Origin of the sequence: Streptomyces iakyrus (assembly GCF_000717055.1) — a bacterium.
Taxonomy (GTDB): Bacteria; Actinomycetota; Actinomycetes; order Streptomycetales; family Streptomycetaceae; genus Streptomyces; species Streptomyces iakyrus.
Genome location: NZ_JNXI01000010.1, coordinates 92128 through 111781 on the forward strand (window position 1 = coordinate 92128; position 19654 = coordinate 111781).

Sequence of the window (19654 nt, forward strand, 5' to 3'; positions counted from 1 at the left end):
CGGACAGCCAGCGCAACAGATCATGGCGGTACCTTTGCCGCGCCGGAAGGAGCGGCTCGCATGAACGGGTATGCGACCTCGGACCGCGACGCCGTCACGGCCGCGCCCGGCGGGCTGCTGGATCTGCTGAAGGTCGCGGCCGTGGTTCTGGACGCGGGCGGGCACATCGCGCTGTGGAGCCCCGAAATCGAGCAACTGCTCGGCTGGACGGCGGCGGAGGCCCTGCGGCAGCGAGCCGACACCCTCCTCGTCTCCCCTGAGAACCGGCCCCGCGGCAGGGAGCTCTTCGCCCAGGTCAGCACGGGGGCCCGGTGGGCCGGTGTCTTCCCGCTGCGGCACCGCGACGGCACGGAACGCGCCGTGGAGTTCCGTACGATGCGCCTCCTCGACCCCGACGGGCAGCCCCACCTGCTGGGACTCGCCACGGACGCGACGACCGTACGGCAGGTGGAGCGCGACCTCGCCCTCTCGCACAGCCTCGTCAACCAGACCCCGCTCGGCATCGCCGTCTTCGACAACGACCTGCGCTGGGTCGGGGTCAATCCCGCGCTGGAACGGATCAACGGCGTGCCCGAGGAGGCCGTGCTGGGGCGCCGGGTGGGTGAGGTGCTGCCGGACCTGGACGTGGCGGCCATCGAGGCCCGGATGCGGCACGTCCTGGAGACCGGCAGACCCCTGCTCGACCAGCAGACCGTCGGACGGACGGCGGCGGATCTCCAGGACCGCGCCTACTCGGAGTCGTACCACCGCATCGAGGACACCGACGGCCGGGTGCTGGGGCTGGCGATGGCCGTGCTGGACGTGACCGAGCGCCAGCAGGCCGCGGCGGAGGTCGCGCAGGCGCGCCAGCACCTGTCGGTGATCGCCGACGCGGGCGTGAAGATCGGCACCACGCTGGACCTCCAGCAGACCGCCCGGGAGCTGGCCGGCGTGGTCGTGCCGCATCTCGCGGACCTGGCCGCCGTGGATGTCCTGGAGTCGGTCGTGGCCAGCGGCACCATCACTCCCGTGTCGGGCGGAGCCCCGGCGGAGTTCCGGGCACTGGCCGTCGCGGCCGGCTACCCGACCGACGCCATCCACGCCGCCGATCCGGTGGGCGAGCTGGCCACGTACGGCTCGTCGCGGGTCATCACGCAGTGCGTGCGCAGTGCCCGCCCGGTCCTGGTCGAGCGCGTGGACGGCAAGATGCTGCGGCGTCTGGCCCGGGACTCACGGGCCGCCCAGGCCCTGCACGAGGCCGGTGCCCACTCCTACCTGGCGCTGCCGCTGGTGGCCCGGGGCAAGGTGCTCGGCACGCTCTCGCTGTACCGCACGGTCAACGAGCGCCCCTTCGACGACCGGGACCAGGTGCTCGCCTCCGAACTCGCCGCCCGGGCCGCGATCTGCATCGACAACGCCCGCCTCTACGGCCGCGAGCGCGGCACCGCCCTGACCCTGCAGCGCAGCCTGCTGCCGAGCACCCCCGCCCAGCGGGAGGGGCTGGACATCGCCGCCCGCTACCGCCCGGCCCTCAGCGAGGTCGGCGGCGACTGGTACGACGTCCTGCCGCTGGGCCCGGGGCGCACCGGGCTGGTCGTCGGGGACGTCATGGGCAAGGGCGTCCAGGCCGCGGCGATCATGGGGCAGCTGAGCACCGCGACGCGGGCGCTGGCCCGGCTGGACCTGCCGCCGGCGGAGCTGCTGCGCCACCTCGACGACATCGCCGGCTCGCTCGGTGACGCGATCGCCACGTGCGTGTACGCGGTGTGCGACCTGGAGCGCGGCACCTGCGAGCTGTCCAGCGCCGGGCACCTGCCGCCGGTGCTCGCCGGGGCGGACGGCAGCGCGAAGCTCCTCGACATTCCGGGCGGTGTACCGCTCGGGGTCGGCGGCGTGGAGTTCGGCACGGTGGAGGTGGACCTCGCCCCGGGCTCTCTGCTCGCCCTCTACACGGACGGGCTGGTCGAGAACCGCGCCGAGTCGATCGACACCGGCCTCGACACGCTCACCCGCCTGCTCCGGAACGCGGGACCCAGCCTGCAGCGCGCGAGCGACAGTCTGCTCGGCGCGCTGAGTCCCGAACCGGACGACGACGTGGCCCTGCTGCTGGTCCGCACGCGGGCCTGAGCCGGGGCGGCTCAGGCGTCACCCCTGCGTGGGGTGCACAGGGCCCAGATGATGAACGCCGACATCGCGATCATGACCACGGACCAGACCGGGTAGGCCGGCAGGGAGAGGAAGTTGGCGATGATGACGAGTGAGGCGATGCCCACGCCGGTGACGCGCGCCCAGCCCGACCCCTGGAACAGACCCATGCTGACGAGCACGGCGACCACGCCCAGGGCGAGGTGGATCCAGCCCCAGCCGGTGAGGTCGAAGGCGAAGACGTAGTTGGGTGTCGAGACGAAGACCTCGTCCTCGGCGATCGCCGCGATACCGCGCATCACAGCGAGGATCCCGGCGATCATGAGCATGACGGCCGCGAAGACCATCATGCCGGTGGCCAGGCCCTGCTTCGCCGTCCTGTGCCCGTGCGTAGGGTGTGTGGCTGCCATCTGCTGCCTCGTTTCTCTTGCGTCCGGCGCGGTCAGCGACCGGAGGTGGAGGTGGCGTGCGGCGAGGATGCCGACGCGCCGGAGCCGCTGAGGACCAGGTGCTTGGCCTTGCTGAACTCCTCGTCGGTGATGTCACCGCGGGCGCGGATCTCGGACAGCCTGGCGAGTTCGTCGACGCTGCTCGTCCGGTCGTCGCCGCCCCTGGCGGTCTGCCGTATGTAACTGTCCATGGCCTCCTGCTGCTCGCGGGCGTGTGCGATCTCCCTGCGTCCCATGTTCTTGCCGCGGGCGATGACATAGACGAACACCCCGAGGAAGGGCAGGACGATGCAGAACACCAGCCAGCCCGTCTTGGCCCAGCCGCTCAGGGAGTCATCGCGGAAGATGTCGAAAACGATCCGGAAGAGCAGCACGAACCACATGATCCACAGGAAGAACCACAGCATCGCCCAGAAGGCGCTCAGCAGTGGAAAGTCGTACGCCAGATAGGTCTGCGCACTCATGTCACTCCTCCGTCCCGGGCGGGGGCCCGGCAGTCGTATGTGCCGTTTTCAGCGTGGTCGCGGTCCGGGACGGCTGCCTCACCCGGAGCGGGTGATCGTGCGGCCGCCGCGCGGTCGGCGGCGGGTGCCGAGCACCCTGCGGTACCAGGCGGACGTGGCCACCGTCTCGCCGAGTGCCAGCCCCGAGACGGCCACCAGGAAGACCGCGATCAGCCACGACAGGAAGGTGAACACGGGCCCCAGGAGGCCGAACTCCTCCAGGCTGCGGTCCATGGCCGTGGGCATCAGCAGACGGGCCGCCCAGCTGAGCACGACCGTCCCCGTCCCCGCCAGGACCGCTCCCGGCAGCAGCTCGCTCCAGCCGACCCTGGCACTGAGCAGCAAGTGCTGCGACCACCACCACAGCAGCGTCGCCCCGAGCAGGGACAGCACTGCTCCGAGAACCGGGCCCACGCCGAAGCCGCTGCGCATCGGCGCCTGGAGGAGCAGATAGACGAGCCAGACCACCAGCCACAGCGGCCAGCGCCAGGCCGCCGCCCGCAGCGGGAGCCGGGGCAGGTCCCAGCACCGCTGGCACACCGCCTGGAGCGCCCGGCTGAAGGCGGTCGCCGAGGCGAGCGTGACGAGCACACCCACGGCCCCGACCGTGTTCCCGGCGGGGCCGGTCGCCTCGAAGGCGCGGCGCACCTCCTCCAGCGTGTCGCCCTGGACCCCGACGACCTTCTGCAGTGCGTCGGCCAGCAGGTCCTGCACGCCCTCGGGTGCGAACGCCGCCACCGTGATCAGCAGCGGAAGGGCGGCGATGAAGGCCTGGGCGGCGAGCCGGACCGCCCCTTCCACGATGTTGAGCGCGACCAGCCTGGGCAGCAGCCGGGCCGCGGGGCCGGACCTCAGGTGCGACGAGATCCGCTCGCCCCTCGGCCTGCGGGACGGTGGAGTCGGGGCGGCGGTGCCGGACATGGCTCATGGAGCCGCGGCCGGGCCCGTTCGCGTCGTGTCCGGGCCCTGTGCGGCAGCGGCGAGCGTCTCCAGGACGATCAGCACGACGACGACCAGGCCTGCCACGAGCGCGACCGCGCCGGCCGTCGGGTGGTTCCACAGGACGAGGGCCAGCACGCCCGCGCCGATGACGATGCCGGTTGTCCATGAGCGGTGCTCCGCCAGGGCGAACCCGGCGGACCCGGTGCGGAGTCCGGCGCGGGACAGGCTCCGGCCGGCGGCCGAGGTGCCCCGGCGGGCGAGGTGCCGGACGGCCCGGGCCCCGCGCCCGGGGCCGTAGAGGTAGGCGGCCAGCGCGGTGATCACCGCGACCACGAGGAGGGTGCGGGTACTGTCGCGCAGGAAGCGGACGAAGGTGTCGTAGATCGCCGCGGCGGCGTCCGGCGGCAGCGTCGCGCTCGGCACGGCGTCCAGGTAGACCCGCCGCAGCAGGGCGAGCGCCACCAGGAACACGATCATCATCACGCCGACGCCGACAGCCGTGACCAGCAGCATGCGCCGGTGCCGGGGAGCGGTCCACACGGCTAGGGCGGCCAGGGCGACCGTCAGCACGGGCAGCCAGGTACCCATGGTGTCCAGCAACCGCATCGCGTCCTTCGCCTTGCCCAGTTCCTCGGCCTGGAACAGCGTGATGGTCCGGTCGGTGTCCGGGATGGCCGCGGCCTTGTCGAAGCCCGCGTCGACGAGACGCTGCTGCACCTCGTCGACCACCTGGCCGAGGTCGAGTTGCACGGTGTCGCCCTCGGCGCGGAGCGCGCCCTCGCGTTCTCCGGTGAGCATGCTCACCACGGCGGCGTGCGCCCGCGTGTTGGCGCCCTCCCACGCCTGTGCGAAGACGTCGCTGGTCACGACGCGGCTGATGGTCCGGTCCACGACGTCGCGGACCGCGGAACGCAAGGGCCCGGCGAGGGACTCGGACGCCTCCACCACACGCGGCGGTGCCCCGGCGTCCGCCAGCGTCCGCGTGAGCGCCTCCGTCACCGCCTCGACATCCACCTGGGCCACCACGCGGGCGGTCAGCCGGTCCGTCACCACGTCCTGGACCGCGGGGTCCGAGGCGAGCGGTGCCACGGTCTGCACGTACCGGCCCGTGTCGGAGACCTGGTCGTCCACCCAGGCGGCGACCACCGACAGCGGCGCGAGCAGCAGGGCCAGGACGAGCAGCACGCCGGCGCCGGACCAGCGCAGCCGGCGGTGACGTACGCCGGCGTTCCGGCGCAGCCGCTCGTACTCCGCGTGTTCTTCCGTGCTCAGGAAGCGCCCCGATGCCTCACTCCCCTCGGCAGGAGGTGGCGGGACGGGGCCGTCGGTCGGGGCCATGGCTGCTCCTCTCATGCGGTGAACGGCCTGTCGCCGTCCCGTGTCCCGCCGGGCTCAGGCGTTCCCGGTGGAGCCGTGCGGAACGGCGGTGGACGACCGGCGCAGCGCAGCCCGCCAGGCGAACGCGAGCCCCGCCTCGGCCAGTCCGAGCAGGACGAGCCACAGGCCGAGCAGCCGGGTCAGCGCGCGGGCCGACTCCGCGGGCAGGGCCAGCACCACGATGCCCGCGACGATGCCCAGGACCGCCATGCCCAGGACGAAGCCGCGGTGCGGCAGGTCCCGGGCGGCGAGGGCGGTGTAGAGCGTGAGGATGCCGGACACCAGCCAGACGAGGCCGACGACCAGCGACAGCGCGGTGATGGTCTGCAGCGGGTTGCGCAGGCACAGCACTCCGGCCAGCACGTACAGCACGGCCAGGAGCAGGCTGGGCAGGCGGTGGCCCTGCTCCTGCCGGGCGAAGGTCGCGACGAAGCGGAACGCTCCGGCCGCCAGCAGGTACAGGCCGATCAGCACCGCCACGACATGCAGGGTGGCCTCGGGCCAGACCAGGAGCAGGATGCCCGGCACCAGGGTCGCCACCGCCGAGGCGAGGATCCACGTCCAGGAGCGTCCCAGCGCCGCCAGCACCTCGGCGGGGTCGCCCGCGGTGCCGTACGGCGACCCTGCGGGCCCGGAATCGGCGCCGGCACGTGGCCCCTGGCTCGGTGACGTGGCCATGGCTCCTCCTCACCGGCGATCCGCCGGTCTGCGGGAACGCCCTTGCCGAGCAGCGTCGCGTGCCCCGCCGGTCTCGGGATCACCCCCGGCGGGTGATCCCTCTCCCGCGCCGCCGCGGTGAGGTGGTGAGGACCCCGTCTGCCGGCAAGGAGCACGAGACACGAGATGAACGATCCAGCGGTGGCCCGGACCACGTCCGCCCGGCTCCGGCAGAAGCAGGACCAGGATCAGGACGAGGAGCAGGAGCGGCGTCGGCGGCCGCACGGCCCGCGCCGACGCGCGCGGGCCGCCGTCCTCGTGCGCGCGGCGCTCATCGCGACCGGTCTCATCACCGTCTACTACGTGCTGCCTCTGGACGGGCGGAGCACGACCGGCACCTCGGTTCTGCTCGCCTGCGGCCTTCTGCTGGTCGTCATGGTCTTCTCGTGGGAGGTGCGCGCCATCGCGCATTCGCCCTATCCGCGGCTGAAGGCCGTCGAGGCCCTGGCCGCCACCCTGGTCCTCTTCCTGCTGCTCTTCGCCGGCACCTACTTCCTGCTGGAGTACTCCACCCCGGGCTCCTTCAGCGAACCGCTGACCAAGACGGACTCCCTGTACTTCACGCTCACCACGTTCACCACCGTCGGGTACGGGGACATCGCCGCCCGTTCCCAGACCGGACGCGTACTGACGATGGTTCAGATGGCGGGCGGGCTGCTGCTGGTGGGCGTCGCCGCACGGATTCTCGCCGGTGCCGTGCAGGCGGGGCTGCGCCGCCGCGGACGGGAGCCCTCGGACGACTTCACCTCGCGGCCGGAGGACTGAGCCATGACCGTACCGGGCCCCCTCATGACCTACCTGTCCCCGGCCGAGCGGGCGGCCGAGGGGCGGAACGTGCGACGGCACGTCCCCCGCTCCTCCCACGGCTTCTTCGACGCGGGTCCGCAGCGCTTCGACCCGGTCGAGGTGCTGGAACGTCAGTCGGCCACCCGTGTACCGGAGTTGGTGCCGATCCGCTACGCCCGCATGCTGGAGTCCCCGTTCCGCTTCTACCGGGGCGCGGCGGCCGTCATGGCGGCGGACCTCGGGGCCGTCGCGGACACCGGACTGCGGGTGCAGCTCTGCGGTGACGCCCATCTGCTGAACTTCCGGCTGCTGGCCTCGCCGGAACGCCATCTGGTGTTCGACATCAACGACTTCGACGAGACGCTGGCCGGGCCGTTCGAGTGGGACGTCAAGCGGCTGGCGGCCAGTTTCGCCATCGCGGGCCGGGCCAACGGTTTCGAGGCCGAGGAGCAGAACCGGATCGTGGAGGCGGGCGTACGGGCCTACCGGCAGCGGATGCGGGAGTTCGCGGGCATGCGCACCCTGGACATCTGGTACGCACAGGACGACGCCGACCGGCTGCGGGAACTGATGGCCGCGTCGATGACCAAGGAGGCGCGGCGCCGTACCGCCGAGGCGACGGCGAAGGCCAGGACCCGCACGCACCTCCAGGCCTTCGAGAAGCTCACCCGGGTCACGGACGAGGGTCGGCGGATCGCCCCCGACCCGCCCCTGATCACGCCGCTGCGGGACCTGGTGAGCGAGTCCGCGCCACGCGGGCAGGAGAGGGAGCTGCGCGCCGTCCTGGAGGGGTACGTGCGGACCCTGTCGTCCGAGCGCCGGCACCTGCTGCGCCGCTACCGGCTGGTCGACATCGCCCGCAAGGTGGTGGGTGTCGGCAGCGTCGGCACCCGCTGCTGGATCGTGCTCCTGCTCGGCCGGGACGACGACGATCCGCTGCTGCTCCAGGCCAAGGAGGCACAGGCGTCGGTGCTCGCCGACCACACCGACGGCATCCGCTACGACAACGAGGGGCGCCGCGTGGTGGCGGGCCAGCGGCTGATCCAGACCACCAGCGACATCCTCCTCGGCTGGACCCACGCCACGGGCCTCGACGGGCACGAGCGGGACTTCTACGTACGTCAGCTGCGCGACTGGAAGGGCATCGCACGGCCGGACACGATGGACCCGGGCCTGCTGCGGCTGTTCGCCGGGCTGTGCGGAGCGAGCCTGGCGAGGGCCCATGCCCGCTCGGGCGATCCCATAGCCATCGGGGCGTACCTCGGCGGCGGGAACGGCTTCGACCGCGCCCTCACCGCGTTCGCGCAGTCCTACGCCGACCGGAACGAGCGGGACTTCGCGGCGCTGGGCGCCGCCGCCCGGTCCGGCAGGATCCGGACGGCGGCGTCCTGAGCCGGTCACTCCGGCAACTGGCGCATCTCCACGACCCTGAGTCCCAGCGACTGGAAACGGGTCAGCAGTCCGTACAGGTGGGCCTCGTCCACGACCGGGCCGTACAGCAGCGTCTGCCCGGACACCACGACGTAGTCCAGTTCCGGGAAGACCTTCGCCAGTGTCTCCGACATCTGTCCGGCGATGCGGATCTCGTAGCGCATGAGCTGCTCTCCCGCGGGCGGCCCGAGAGGGGGAGGCGCGCCCTTCCCTAGTGATGGTCCGCCCCGGCGGCCCGCGCGCCCTCACCCGGCGCAGGTGAACCTCCGGCCCGCGGGCCCGCGTCAGTGCTTGACGACGAACTTGAAGGCGATGATCAGCAACCCGAGCAACAGGTTCACCGCCGCCGACCCGGCCAGCTGCCCCCGGGAGGCACCGGCCCGCAGCGACGCGGCCACCGACCAGCCGACCTGCTCCGCCACCGCCACGGCCAGCGCCAGCCACACGGCGCCCTGCACGTCCAGGCCGAGCAGCGGGCTGACGGCGACGGCGGCGGCGGGCGGACCCGCGGCCTGCAGGATCGGCCACTCCTCGCGGCACACATGCAGTACGGTCGCGCGGTCGACGCTCCGCTGCGCCAGTCGCGCCCCGAACAGCTGCGCGTGCACGTGCGCCAGCCAGAACACCGCACCGGTCAGCACAAGCAGCAGCACCAGTTCCAGCCGGGGCAGCGACCCCAGGGTTCCCGCACCGATCACCACCGAGGCGGCGAGCATGGCGCCGTAGACGCCACCGGTGTAGTCGGCGTGGGCCCGGCGCTCGGCGCCCCGCGCCTTGCGTGCGGCACCGCGATCCGTGGTCATCGGGCCCCTCCTTCGCCGCCGGGCCGCCGCGTGGAGTGCTGCCCGGCCGTCGGCAGATGCGAGGTGACCAGGAAACTGGCAAGGGTGATCCCGCCGGTGGCGAGGACGGCCGCCTTCAGCCCGTCGAGCTGGGCCGATGCGTAGGACTCCGTGACCGCTTCGACCTCAGCGGGCGGCAGACCGGCCTGCTCGGCCGCCGAGCGGACCTGGCCCGTGGAGACGAAGCTGACCCCGGCCTCCAGGGCCACGCCGGTCTGTCTGCGGGCCTCGTCCGACAGCCGGGGATCGGCCTCGACCTGGGTGCCGAAGGCGTGCACCAGGGCTCCGATGAGCAGCGACCCGATGAGGGCGGTGCCCAGTGCGGAGCCCAGGTTCTGGGCCGTGAACTGGAGTCCTCCCGCCTCGCTGCGCTCCTCTTCGCCGACGCCCGACTGGACGACGTTGCCCAGCTGTGAGGCGAGCAGGCCCATGCCCACGCCCAGCACGGCCATGGCCCCCGCGAACTGGGCGTCGTCGATGGCCGGGTCGATCGTCGCCAGCAGCCACACGACCGCTCCCGCGAGGGTCAGCAGAGCCAGCCGCACGACCCGGCGCGGACCGAGCGACCGGCCGAGCCGCGCTGCGAAGAGGGAGGTCGCGAGCATGGTGAGGGACACCGGGAGCAGGCGCAGGCCTGTCTCGAACGCGTCGAACCCCTGCACCACCTGCAGGTACAGCGGGATCGCGAAGAACAGCCCCAGCAGGACGAGGTTCTGGCTCACCAGCATCAGCAGGCCCGACCTCAGGACCGGTCTTCCCAGCAGCGCCAAGTGCACCAGGGCGTCGGCCCCCCGGGTGTCGCGCCGCCGCTCCCAGCGCACGAAGCCGTACAGGACCAGGGCTCCGGCGCCGACGATGAACAGGGTCGGGGCGAAGCCCAGGACGGTGAAGGGCGGGTTGCGCGGCTGCACCCAGCCCCAGGTGCTGCTCTGGAGCACTCCGAGCACGCCCAGCCCGAGGCCCGCGGCGGAGAGCGCCGCGCCCACGCCGTCGAGCCGGGGCCGCGGTTCCCTCACGGCCGTCCTGGGGATCACCCGGTGGCAGAGCAGCACGGCCAGGACGATCACGACCTCGCCGGCGAAGACCAGACGCCACGTGAGGTACGTCGTCATCCAGCCGCCCAGCAGCGGCCCCACCGCGATACCGGCGCCGGCGAGGCCGCCTATCACTCCGTAGGCGACGGCCCGGTCCCGTCCCCTGTAGGACTCGGCGACGAGTGCCGCCATGGACGGCAGGACCATGGCGGCACCGAGACCCTCGATCACCGACCAGCCCAGGGCGAGGACCCACAGACTGGGCGCCACGGCGGTCAGGGCCGATCCCGTGCCGTAGACCATCAGCCCGAGGAGGAACGTGCGCCGGCGTCCGAGGACGTCCCCGAGGCGTCCGCCGATCATCATGAAGGCCGCCATGACCAGGGCGTACAGGGTGATGACCGCCTGGATGGCGGTGACCTCGGTGTCGAAGTCGTCGACCAGCCGGCTGATGGACACGTTCATGACGGAGGTGTCCAGCACCATCAGGAACTGGGCGGTGCCGAGGACGATCAGGGTGCGCCAGCGTGTCACCCGTCCATCCCAGCCGCGCAGCGGCCGTCGCGCCTCACCCTCCCCGGGCGAGGGCGGTGGGACCGGGCCGCGCGGTCACAGGATCCGGGCCTCGCGGGCGCGGCGCACCGCGTCGCTGCGGCGGCTCACGGCGAGCTTGCGGTAGATGCTCTTGAGGTGGGTCTTCACGGTGTTCACCGACAGGTGGAGGTCGGCTGCGATCTCCTCCGTCGACCTCATCTCGGCCAGCCTGCGCAGCACGTCGTGTTCGCGCGCGCTCAGGTCCTCGACGACCGGCGCGGGCGGCTGCGACGGTGCCACGGGTGTGGGGCGGCCGTGTCCGGCTCCGGGGACGAGCCAGCCGCTTGCCAGCTCCCGCAGGCGGCCGGTGCCCAGCAGCGGGCGGATCCAGGGGCCGGCCTCCAGGAAGGGCAGGCGCAGCTGGTCGCGCCTGCCGTCCAGGAGGGCCCGGCCGAGGAGGCGGTGCGCGGCGGTGTGGTCGCCAAGCCCGTGGGCTGCCTGGGCACGGACCAGCGTGGCCCGGACGGTCACCGCCGGCCCGGGCCGGTCGGTCTCCGGCAGGTCGTCGAGCATGGCCAGCGCCTCCTCGGGGTGCCCTGTCGCGAGCCGGGCCCGGGCGGCCTGCACGGTGCAGGCGGCCCGGCGGTCGGCCACCCGCTCGGCGGCCCTGCGGGCCGACTCGGGCCGTCCCTGGGCCAGGTAGGCGGCACAGGCGAGGGCGGCGGCGTGATCCTCGGCCCAGGGTGAGTTCATGACGGCCGGGACGACCGCGTCCGCCGCCGCGAGCGCCGCGCGGGCATCTCCCTTGGCCAGGAGCAGCCGGCCCCGGGTGAGGACCCGGCCCGCTTCCTCGACGGGATCCGCTACGAGCGGGTGCGAGGCGGCGGCCTCGTCGAGAAGCGCCTGCGCCTGGTCGAGTTCGTCACGGTCGATGAGGACGGCGGCCCGGACCAGAGCACCGAGGCCGGCGCCGGAGCGCTGGGGCAGGCTGTAGCGCTGTGCCTGGCCGGCCGCGGCCAGGGCCTTGTGCTCCGCCCGGCCGAGCCAGCCGTTCAGGTAGTCGATCAGAGCCAGGTGGCCCAGAGCCTCCCACCGGGGCAGCGCCATGGCCGCTCCGCCGGGCCGTCCGGCCACCGCCGACAGGACGGCCCGGGCGTCCTCGAAGCGCCCGGCCCACAGGCGGGCGGACCCCAGGTGGGTGAGCAGCAGGGCGTTCAGCTCCGGGTGCTCGTCGAGCAGATGGCCGGGAACCTCCGGCCGGAGCGCCGAGGCCTGCTCCGCGGCGCGCTCGGCCCTGCCCGGGGTCCCGGTCAGCCGCGCCGCCAGGGCTTCCAGCAGGGCGCAGGTGAGCCCGGCCGCCGCCGGGTCCGTCGCGCCGTCCCGGGCCAGCTCCTCCTCGGCCCGTTGCAGGTGCGCCAGGCCGTGTTCGACATCGCGGCCGGCCAGCTCGCGGGCCGCGCGGACCAGGTCCGGGGCCGGGCCCCTGACGTCGGGGCCCATCCGCTCGAACAGCGCGGACAGGTCGTCGGAGCGCAGGCCGGTGAAGAACTGCCCGAGGGCGAGGTCGTCGACCACGGCCCGTGCGGTGAACTCCCAGTCGTCCGCCGCCGCGCCCTGGGCGAGCGCTTCGGGCAGGGCTCCGGAACGCCGTAGCCACTGGGCCGCGCGGCTGCGCAGTTCAGGCTCCAGGCCGGGGAAGCGCTCGCGCAGGTGGGCGCGGAGGATCTCGGCGAACAAGGGGTGCAGGCTGTACCAGGAGTGGCCGAGGTAGTGGACGAAGGCGTTCTCGCGCTGCAACGCGGCCAGTATCGGCTCCGCGTCAGTGCGCTGCGTCAGTACATTGACCAGGTCGGGGCAGCAGCGTTCCAGGACGCTGATGCGCAGCAGCAGATCCTGTGTACCGGGTGCCTGCCGGTCGAGCACCTCGGCGAGCAGGAAGTCGGCCACCGCGCTGTGGTCCGCTTCGAACTGCTTCAGGTAGGCGTGCGGGTCGGTGCCCTGCCGGGCGGCGAGCGCACTCAGCCGGAGACCCGCGGCCCAGCCCCGGGTCCGTTGCACCAGGGCCAGCACGGCGCTCGCGGGCAGGTCCAGGCCATGCCGTGTCAGGAGCTCATGGGCCTCGTCGGGGGTGAAGGCCAGCTCGGCGTCGCGGATCTCCGTCATCTCGCCCGACGCCCGGTAGCGGTGCAGCGGCAGCAGGGGTTCGGTGCGGGTGACCAGGACCAGACGCAGGCCCCGCCCGGCGTGGTGCAGGACGAACTCCAGCTGTTCGGCGATCTCCCGGGAGACCACGCGGTCGAACTCGTCGAGGACGACGAGCGTGGGATCGTCCCTGCCTTCGAGATCGGCGGCGAGGCGGGTGAGCGTCCGCCGGTCCACGCGACCGGCCTCCGCGGGGCTTCCGACCTCGCTCGCCACCGGCACGCCGGCGGCCCGCAGAGCCTGCAGCACGTGCGCCCAGAACACGCCGGGTGCCTGATCGGTGCTCTCGGCGGTGAGCCACGCGACCGGGCGGCTCAGGTTCGAGGCCCAGTCGGCGACCAGGAGCGTCTTGCCCGCGCCGGCCGACCCGTTGACCATGGTCAGGGGCGTGGCCAGGGCCTGGTCGAGGTGTCCGGCCAGGCGTGGCCTGCGCACGAAGGTGGCGGGCCTGGCCGGCAGGGCGAACCGGGTGCGCAGCAGCGGGTCGCCGGTGGGGTCGGCGCACGCGAACCCCGCCTCCGGAGTTTCCTCTACAGCGGCCATGGGGCTCACCCCTGCCTGCCGTCCGTCAGTCGGGCCTGACCTGGCGATCGTCCCGCTCAGCATCTCAGTGTTCGCCCGGCCGCGCATGCCCTGGCCCGGGCCGGGGGTGTGCGGGAGACCACCCGTGGCGGGCGATGCGGCCACCGCCGCGGCCGGGGTCTCCTGGGGTCACGCCCCGCCGCCCGGGCGCGCGGGGCGCATCGGCGATCATCATCCAGAGGCCGCCCGGCTCGACCGGGGCGGCCCGGAACGGGAGTACCGACCATGTGCCGCTGGCTCGCCTACTCGGGAACGCCCGTGCTGCTCGACGACGTCCTCTACCGCCCCGAGCACTCGCTGATCGACCAGAGCCTGCACGCGCGGATGGGGGTCGAGACCACCAACGGCGACGGCTTCGGCGTCGGCTGGTACGCATGGCATCTGCGCACCCCGGCCGTCATCCGCGACACGGGTCCGGCCTGGAGCAACAGCAATCTGCGGGAGATCGCCGACCACGTCCGCTCGTCGCTGTTCTTCGCCCACGTGCGGGCCTCGACCGGAACCGCCGTGCAGCAGACCAACTGCCACCCCTTCCGGCACGGACGCTGGATGTGGATGCACAACGGGGCGATCACCGGGTTCTCCGCGATGCGCCGGGATCTCATGATGTCCATAGCGCCGGAGCTGTTCCCCTCCCTGGAGGGCACGACGGATTCCGAGGTGATGTTCCACGTGGCCCTCACGCTCGGTCTCGACGCCGATCCGCCGGGCGCGGTGGCCCGGATGGCGGGGCTCGTCGAGCGGCTCGGACACGAGAACGGGGTGCCGGAGCCGCTCCAGATGACGATCGCGGTGACCGACGGCGAGCGGGTGTGGTTCTTCCGGTACTCCAGCGGCGGGGCCTCCCGCTCGCTCTACTACAGCAGCAGGGTGGAGGACGTGCGCGCCCTGCACCCCGATCTCGCGTTCCTGAACCACATCTCGGACGAGACCCGGCTGGTGGTGTCGGAACCGCTGGGCGATCTTCCCGGGGTGTGGAACACCGTTCCGGAGAACAGCTACGGCGTCGTCCAGCCCGGCCGGGACCTGCTGCGGCACTTCGAGCCCGAGCCCGTCTGAGCGCCGCCGTGCCGCGGTTCAGTGAAGGTGCGCGGCGAACGCCTCGTACGCGGGGCGGTCGAAGAGGACAAACCTGACCTGCTCGACCGTGGTGCCGGCCGCCCGTACGGTCTCGATCGCGATGCGGGCGCCGTCGTCCATCGGCCAGCCGTAGACGCCGGTGGAGATGGCGGGGAACGCGACGCTGCGGGCGCCGAGTTCACCGGCGACGCGGAGCGACTCGCGGTAGCAGGAGGCGAGCAGGCCGGAGCGGTCCTCGCTCGTGCTGAACACCGGGCCGACGGTGTGGACGACCCAGCGGGCGTCCAGCTCGCCCGCGGTGGTGGCGACGGCCTGGCCGGTGGGCAGGCCCTTGCCGAGGTGCGCCGCGCGGAGCCTGCGGCAGTCCTCCAGGATGGCGGGGCCGCCGCGGCGGTGGATCGCCCCGTCGACCCCTCCCCCGCCCAGCAGTGAGGAGTTGGCCGCGTTGACGATCACGTCGACGCTCTCGCGCGTGATGTCGCCCTGGACCAGCTCGATGGCCGTCATATCTGCCTCAGTCGCTTCCAGACGGCCTTCGCCGCGTTGTGCCCCGACATGCCGTGCACTCCGGGGCCCGGCGGGGTCGCCGACGAGCAGATGAAGACGGCCGGATGCGGGGTGCGGTACGGGAACAGGGTGAGCTTGGGGCGCAGCAGGAGCTGGAGGCCCGAGGCCGCGCCGGAGGCGATGTCCCCGCCGACGTAGTTGGCGTTGCGGGCGGCGAGTTCGGGCGGGCCGGCCGTGGCGCGGGCCAGGACGCGGTCGCGGAATCCCGGGGCGAAGCGCTCCAGTTGGCGCTCGATGGTGTCGGTGAGGTCGCCCGTCCAGCCGTGCGGGACGTGTCCGTAGGCCCAGAAGACGTGCTTGCCCGCCGGGGCCCGGGTGGGGTCGACGACGCTCGGCTGGACCGTGATCAGGAACGGCTTGTCGGGGGCCCGGCCCTGACGGGACGCCGCGTTCAGGGCCGCGCCGATCTCCGCGCTGCTCGCACCGACCTGCACCGTGCCGGCGGCGCGGGCCTCCTTCGCCGTCCAGGGCACGGGGCCGTCCAGCGCGTAGTCGACCTTGAAGACTCCCGGTCCGTAGCGGTAGCCGGCGTAGTGGCTGCCGAAGCCGGCGATGCGGGCCAGGGCGGTGGGCGAGGTGTCGAAGACGTACGCCCGGGCCGGTGGCAGGTCGTCGAGGCGCTTGACCTCGTAGTCGGTGTGGACGCTGCCGCCGAGGTCCCGCAGGTAGGCGGTGAGGGCGTCGGAGAGGGACTGGGAGCCGCCGCGGGCGACGGGCCAGCCTCGGGCGTGCGCCGCGAGGGCGAAGACCAGGCCGACGGCACTGGTGGCCAAGCCGCCGAGCGGGGCCATGACGTGGGCGACGAGCCCGGAGAACAGGGCCTTGGCCGGTTCGTCGCGGAAGCGGCGCATCAGCAGCGTCGACGGGGGCAGCCCGGCCAGGCCGAAGCGCGCGAGCGTCACCGGGTCGCGGGGCAGCGCGGTCAGCGGCAGCGACATGAAGTCCCGGGCGAGGGTGTCCCACTTGGGCAGGAAGGGCTCGATGAGCCTGCGGTAGGCGCCGGCGTCGCGCGGGCCGAAGGAGGCGGCCGTCTCGCCGACCGTGCGGGCCAGGACGGCCGCCGTGCCGTCCGGGAAGGGGTGCGCCATGGGCAGTTCGGCGTGCAGCCACTCCAGGCCGTACCGCTCCAGCGGCAGGGCGCGGAACGCCGGGGAGTTGATGGCGAGCGGGTGGGCCGCGGAGCACGGGTCGTGCCGGAAGCCGGGGAGGGTGAGCTCCTCGGTGCGGGCTCCGCCGCCCACGGTGCTGCGGGCTTCGAAGACGGCGACGGAGAAGCCGCGGCGGGCCAGCTCCACGGCCGCGGTCAGTCCGTTCGGCCCCGCACCCACTACGACGGCATCGAGCATCGACGGCACCTCGGACCCCTTCGTCAGCCGACGGCCACTGGGGATCAGGATATGCCCGGGGACTGACAGTCACCGGCCGCCGGTGATTTCCGGCGGGGAAGGCCGCTTTGCGGCGACCGAAACCCTTCGCTTGCACACCCTGTGTAGTCCCATGTGCGCACCACGCAACGGGATGCCGCTCATGCCCCGCCCGACAGCAGGCTCACGACCCTGCGGGCCGTGGCCGCGTCGCGGGCGGCGGTGAAGGGCAGGGCGTTGCCGCCGGCGATGCGGAAGGGCTCGCCCGCACGCGTCAGGTGGGCGCCGCCGGCCTCCTCCACCAGCAGCAGACCGGCCGCGTGGTCCCAGGCGGCTTCCCAGGAGAACGCCACCGCGTCCGACTCGCCGCGGGCGATGGCGAGATACTCAAGGCCGGCCGAGCCGCACGGGCGCGGTGCCACGCCGTCGGTGCGCAGGCCGAGCAGGGCGTGCTTCTCCTCGTCCGTCGTGTAGTCGGGGTGGGAGGTGGCCACGCGCAGGTCCCGGCCGGGCTCCGGCACTCCGGCGAACAGCCGCTCCCCGTCGAGGTGGGCGCCCTTGCCCCGCTGGGCGGTGGCGAGCCGGTCGCGGGCGGGCGCGTACGTCCAGGACGCGAGCAGGGTGCCGCGGTGGGCCAGGGCGACCAGGGTGCAGAACCCCGCCTCGCCGCGGACGAACTGGCGTGTCCCGTCGACCGGGTCGACGATCCAGACCGGGGCGTCGCCGCGTATCGCCTGGTACGACGCCGGGTTGGCGTGGACCGCCTCCTCGCCGACCACGACCGAGCCGGGCAGCAGGGCGACCAGGGCCTCGGTCAGATACAGCTCGGCCTTGCGGTCGGCGTCGGTCACCAGGTCGTGCGGGCCGCTCTTCTGGTCGACCTCGTGTGCGGCCAGCCGGCGCCAGCGGGGCATGATCTCGGAGGCGGCCGCCTTGCGGATCGCCTCCTCGACGTCGAAGGCGTGCTGTGCGAGAAACTCTTCGATGGTTTCGGTGCTGTCGTTCACCCCTCCATGACAACACGGACCACTGACAGGCCCTGCCCGCCGGGTTCACTCCCGGTGGCAGCGCGATGAACAGCGGGGGCGGCCGGACGCCGACGGGCGCCGAGCGCGGCGGCGGCCCCGCCGGATCACCGGCCCACCGCGTACCCCTGCATCCCGCGCGGGTTCGCCGCGGCCGACAGCACGCCCGTCTCCGGGTCCCGCGCGACCGCGCACAGCCTGCCCTCCGACCAGGGGCCGCCCACGGTCACGTCGTGGCCGCGCCGCCGCAGTTCCCCGACGACGGCCGGGTCGGTGCGGGACTCCACGGTGACGCTGCCCGGGCGCATGCCGCGCGGGTAGAAGGAGCCGGGGAAGCTGTCGTTGTGCCAGTTCGGGGCGTCGATGGCGCCCTGGAGGTCGGGTCCGCCGCGCACGGGGGCGCGCAGCGCCACCGCGAGGAAGAAGTGCAGCTGCCACTGGTCCTGCTGGTCACCGCCGGGCGTGCCGAACGCCATGACGGGCACGCCGTCGCGCAGGGCGATCGAGGGTGTGAGGGTGGTGCGGGGACGGCGGCCCGGGGTGAGGGAGTTGGGCAGGCCCTCCTCCAGCCAGGTCATCTGGAGCCGGGTGCCGAGCGGGAAGCCGAGTTCGGGCACGACCGGGTTGGACTGGAGCCAGCCGCCGCTGGGGGTGGCCGAGACCATGTTGCCCCAGCGGTCGACGACGTCGAGGTGGCAGGTGTCGCCGCGGGTGGTGCCGTCGGCGAGGATCTCGGGTTCGCCGGGAACGGGGGACGCCGGGCTCTTGGCGACGGTCGGTTCGCCGACGCCCAGGGCGTCGAAGCCCTCCTGTGCCGCGGCGGCCACGCGCGCGTGCGCGCACAGGCGGGGGGTGCGTCCGCCGGGGCTGCCGGGCAGCAGGTCGTTCTCGGCCCGCTCGCCGACGAGGGCGCGGCGGGCCGTGTTGTAGGGGCCGGACAGCAGGTCGTCGAGCGGTACGTCGGCGGCGTCCCCGTACCAGGCCTCCCGGTCCGCCATGGCGAGCTTGCAGTTCTCGACCAGGAGATGGACGTAGTCGGCGGAACCGTACGGGGGCAGTTCGGGCGGGAGCAGGGCGAGTTGCTGGAGGAGGACGGGGCCCTGGCTCCAGGGGCCCGGCTTGCACACGGTCCAGCCGTTCCAGTCGTACGTCGCCGGTGTCTCGTAGGTCGCGGACCAGGCGGCGAGGTCGGCCGCCGTGAGGGTGCCGGTGTGCCGTCGGCCGCTGGTGTCCCTGGTCGGGCGGCCGGCCTGGCGGACGAGGGCGTCGGCGATGAACCCTTCGCGCCACACCTGCCGGGCGGCCTCGATCCGCGCCTGTCTGTCGCCCGCGCCGGCGGTCTCGGCGAGCAGGCGCTTCCAGGTGGCGGCGAGTGCGGGGTTGGCGAAGAGCTCGCCGGGGCGCGGTGCCTTGCCGCCGGGCAGGTAGACGTCCGCCGACGAGGTCCACTCCGTCTCGAACAGCTCGCGCACGGTCTCGACGGTCTCGCCGACGCGCTCCACGGGCGCGTGGCCGTGCTCGGCGTAGCCGATGGCGTACTTCAGGACGTCTTCGAGGGCCAGGGTGCCGTGGTCGCGCAGCAGCAGCATCCACGCGTCGAACGCGCCCGGCACGGCGGCCGCGAGCGGCCCGGTGCCGGGGACGAGGTCCAGGCCGAGGCCCCGGTAGTGCGCGACGGTCGCCCCGGCCGGTGCGACGCCCTGCCCGCACAGCACCCGTACCTCGCCGCCGGCCGGGGCGAGCAGGATCGGCACCTCACCGGCCGGGCCGTTGAGGTGCGGCTCGACGACGTGCAGCACGAAGGCCCCCGCCACGGCCGCGTCGTAGGCGTTGCCGCCGTTCTCCAGGACGGCCATCGCGGACTGCGAGGCGAGCCAGTGGGTGGAGGCGACCATGCCGAAGGTGCCCTGGAGGGTGGGGCGGGTGGTGAACATACGGCCTTCTTCTCTCGTCGTCCGGGGCGCTCAGGGGCCACGCCACCCGTCCCCCTCCCCTGGTCGGGGTCCTGGCAAAACCTCGGGTAAACCACCCACCGGCTGCTGAACCGACCGATTTCCGGGCGGTGGAAAGGGGTGTCCCGTCACCGCGCAGCCAC

The 19654-nt window shown here is 73.4% G+C and carries 17 protein-coding genes; 4 read left to right on the forward strand and 13 right to left on the reverse strand.

The window, feature by feature from the left end; genetic code table 11:
• Positions 1-60: 60 nt before the first annotated feature.
• Complete coding sequence (locus tag OO68_RS17035; RefSeq protein ID WP_033309208.1) at positions 61-2106, forward strand: SpoIIE family protein phosphatase; 2046 nt, start codon at positions 61-63, stop codon at positions 2104-2106.
• Positions 2107-2117: 11 nt separating this feature from the next.
• Here OO68_RS17035 and OO68_RS17040 read toward each other — a convergent pair whose 3' ends face one another.
• The 5 genes from OO68_RS17040 to OO68_RS17060 all read right to left on the reverse strand — a co-directional run bounded on the left by OO68_RS17040 (position 2118) and on the right by OO68_RS17060 (position 6073).
• Positions 2118-2534 (reverse strand): DUF7144 family membrane protein, encoded by a 417-nt coding sequence (locus OO68_RS17040; protein ID WP_033309209.1) that lies wholly within the window; start codon positions 2532-2534, stop codon positions 2118-2120.
• Between the two features lie 32 nt (positions 2535-2566).
• Positions 2567-3037: an SHOCT domain-containing protein gene (locus OO68_RS17045; protein ID WP_033309210.1), complete on the reverse strand. Its 471-nt coding sequence runs from the start codon at positions 3035-3037 to the stop codon at positions 2567-2569.
• A 78-nt stretch (positions 3038-3115) separates the two neighbouring features.
• Positions 3116-3997, reverse strand: a complete 882-nt coding sequence (locus OO68_RS17050) for a YhjD/YihY/BrkB family envelope integrity protein (protein WP_051814677.1) — start codon at positions 3995-3997, stop codon at positions 3116-3118.
• Between the two features lie 3 nt (positions 3998-4000).
• Positions 4001-5356, reverse strand: coding sequence for a hypothetical protein (locus tag OO68_RS17055; protein WP_033309211.1), 1356 nt, complete (start codon positions 5354-5356; stop codon positions 4001-4003).
• Between the two features lie 54 nt (positions 5357-5410).
• Positions 5411-6073 carry an HdeD family acid-resistance protein gene (locus OO68_RS17060; protein WP_033309212.1) on the reverse strand — a complete coding sequence of 221 codons (663 nt, stop codon included), beginning with the start codon at positions 6071-6073 and terminating at the stop codon, positions 5411-5413.
• A 165-nt stretch (positions 6074-6238) separates the two neighbouring features.
• Between OO68_RS17060 and OO68_RS17065 the strand changes: the two genes are divergently transcribed.
• Together OO68_RS17065 and OO68_RS17070 are read left to right on the forward strand one after the other, a co-directional pair.
• Positions 6239-6877, forward strand: a complete 639-nt coding sequence (locus OO68_RS17065) for a potassium channel family protein (protein ID WP_078625338.1) — start codon at positions 6239-6241, stop codon at positions 6875-6877.
• Positions 6878-6880: 3 nt separating this feature from the next.
• Positions 6881-8290 carry a DUF2252 domain-containing protein gene (locus OO68_RS17070; protein WP_033309213.1) on the forward strand — a complete coding sequence of 470 codons (1410 nt, stop codon included), beginning with the start codon at positions 6881-6883 and terminating at the stop codon, positions 8288-8290.
• 5 nt (positions 8291-8295) lie between these two features.
• On the opposite strand, the gene OO68_RS17075 is transcribed toward OO68_RS17070, so the two are convergent.
• The 4 genes from OO68_RS17075 to OO68_RS17090 all read right to left on the reverse strand — a co-directional run bounded on the left by OO68_RS17075 (position 8296) and on the right by OO68_RS17090 (position 13484).
• Entirely contained in the window at positions 8296-8493 is a 198-nt protein-coding gene (locus tag OO68_RS17075) for a DUF8691 family protein (RefSeq protein ID WP_033309214.1), read from the reverse strand.
• 120 nt (positions 8494-8613) lie between these two features.
• A complete protein-coding gene (locus OO68_RS17080) occupies positions 8614-9132 on the reverse strand; it encodes a hypothetical protein (RefSeq protein WP_033309215.1) in 519 nt (172 codons plus the stop codon).
• The gene (locus OO68_RS17085; RefSeq protein ID WP_033309216.1) at positions 9129-10739 is read right to left on the reverse strand and encodes an MFS transporter; all 1611 of its coding nucleotides are present in this window, start codon (positions 10737-10739) and stop codon (positions 9129-9131) included. Before OO68_RS17085 ends, OO68_RS17080 begins: the two co-directional genes overlap by 4 nt.
• A gap of 75 nt (positions 10740-10814) precedes the next feature.
• Positions 10815-13484 carry a winged helix-turn-helix domain-containing protein gene (locus OO68_RS17090; RefSeq protein WP_033309217.1) on the reverse strand — a complete coding sequence of 890 codons (2670 nt, stop codon included), beginning with the start codon at positions 13482-13484 and terminating at the stop codon, positions 10815-10817.
• Between the two features lie 264 nt (positions 13485-13748).
• Here OO68_RS17090 and OO68_RS17095 point away from each other — a divergent pair, with 264 nt between their 5' ends.
• Positions 13749-14582: a class II glutamine amidotransferase gene (locus tag OO68_RS17095; protein ID WP_033309218.1), complete on the forward strand. Its 834-nt coding sequence runs from the start codon at positions 13749-13751 to the stop codon at positions 14580-14582.
• Between the two features lie 18 nt (positions 14583-14600).
• Here the strand turns inward: OO68_RS17095 and OO68_RS17100 are convergent, their stop codons facing one another.
• From OO68_RS17100 to OO68_RS17115, 4 genes are all read right to left on the reverse strand, one after another.
• Positions 14601-15110, reverse strand: a complete 510-nt coding sequence (locus OO68_RS17100) for an O-acetyl-ADP-ribose deacetylase (protein WP_033309219.1) — start codon at positions 15108-15110, stop codon at positions 14601-14603.
• Entirely contained in the window at positions 15107-16516 is a 1410-nt protein-coding gene (locus OO68_RS17105) for a phytoene desaturase family protein (RefSeq protein ID WP_033309220.1), read from the reverse strand. Before OO68_RS17105 ends, OO68_RS17100 begins: the two co-directional genes overlap by 4 nt.
• 179 nt (positions 16517-16695) lie before the next feature.
• Positions 16696-17541 carry an inositol monophosphatase family protein gene (locus tag OO68_RS17110; protein ID WP_033309221.1) on the reverse strand — a complete coding sequence of 282 codons (846 nt, stop codon included), beginning with the start codon at positions 17539-17541 and terminating at the stop codon, positions 16696-16698.
• Positions 17542-17666: 125 nt separating this feature from the next.
• Positions 17667-19493 (reverse strand): gamma-glutamyltransferase family protein, encoded by a 1827-nt coding sequence (locus tag OO68_RS17115; protein WP_033309222.1) that lies wholly within the window; start codon positions 19491-19493, stop codon positions 17667-17669.
• Positions 19494-19654: the final 161 nt, after the last annotated feature.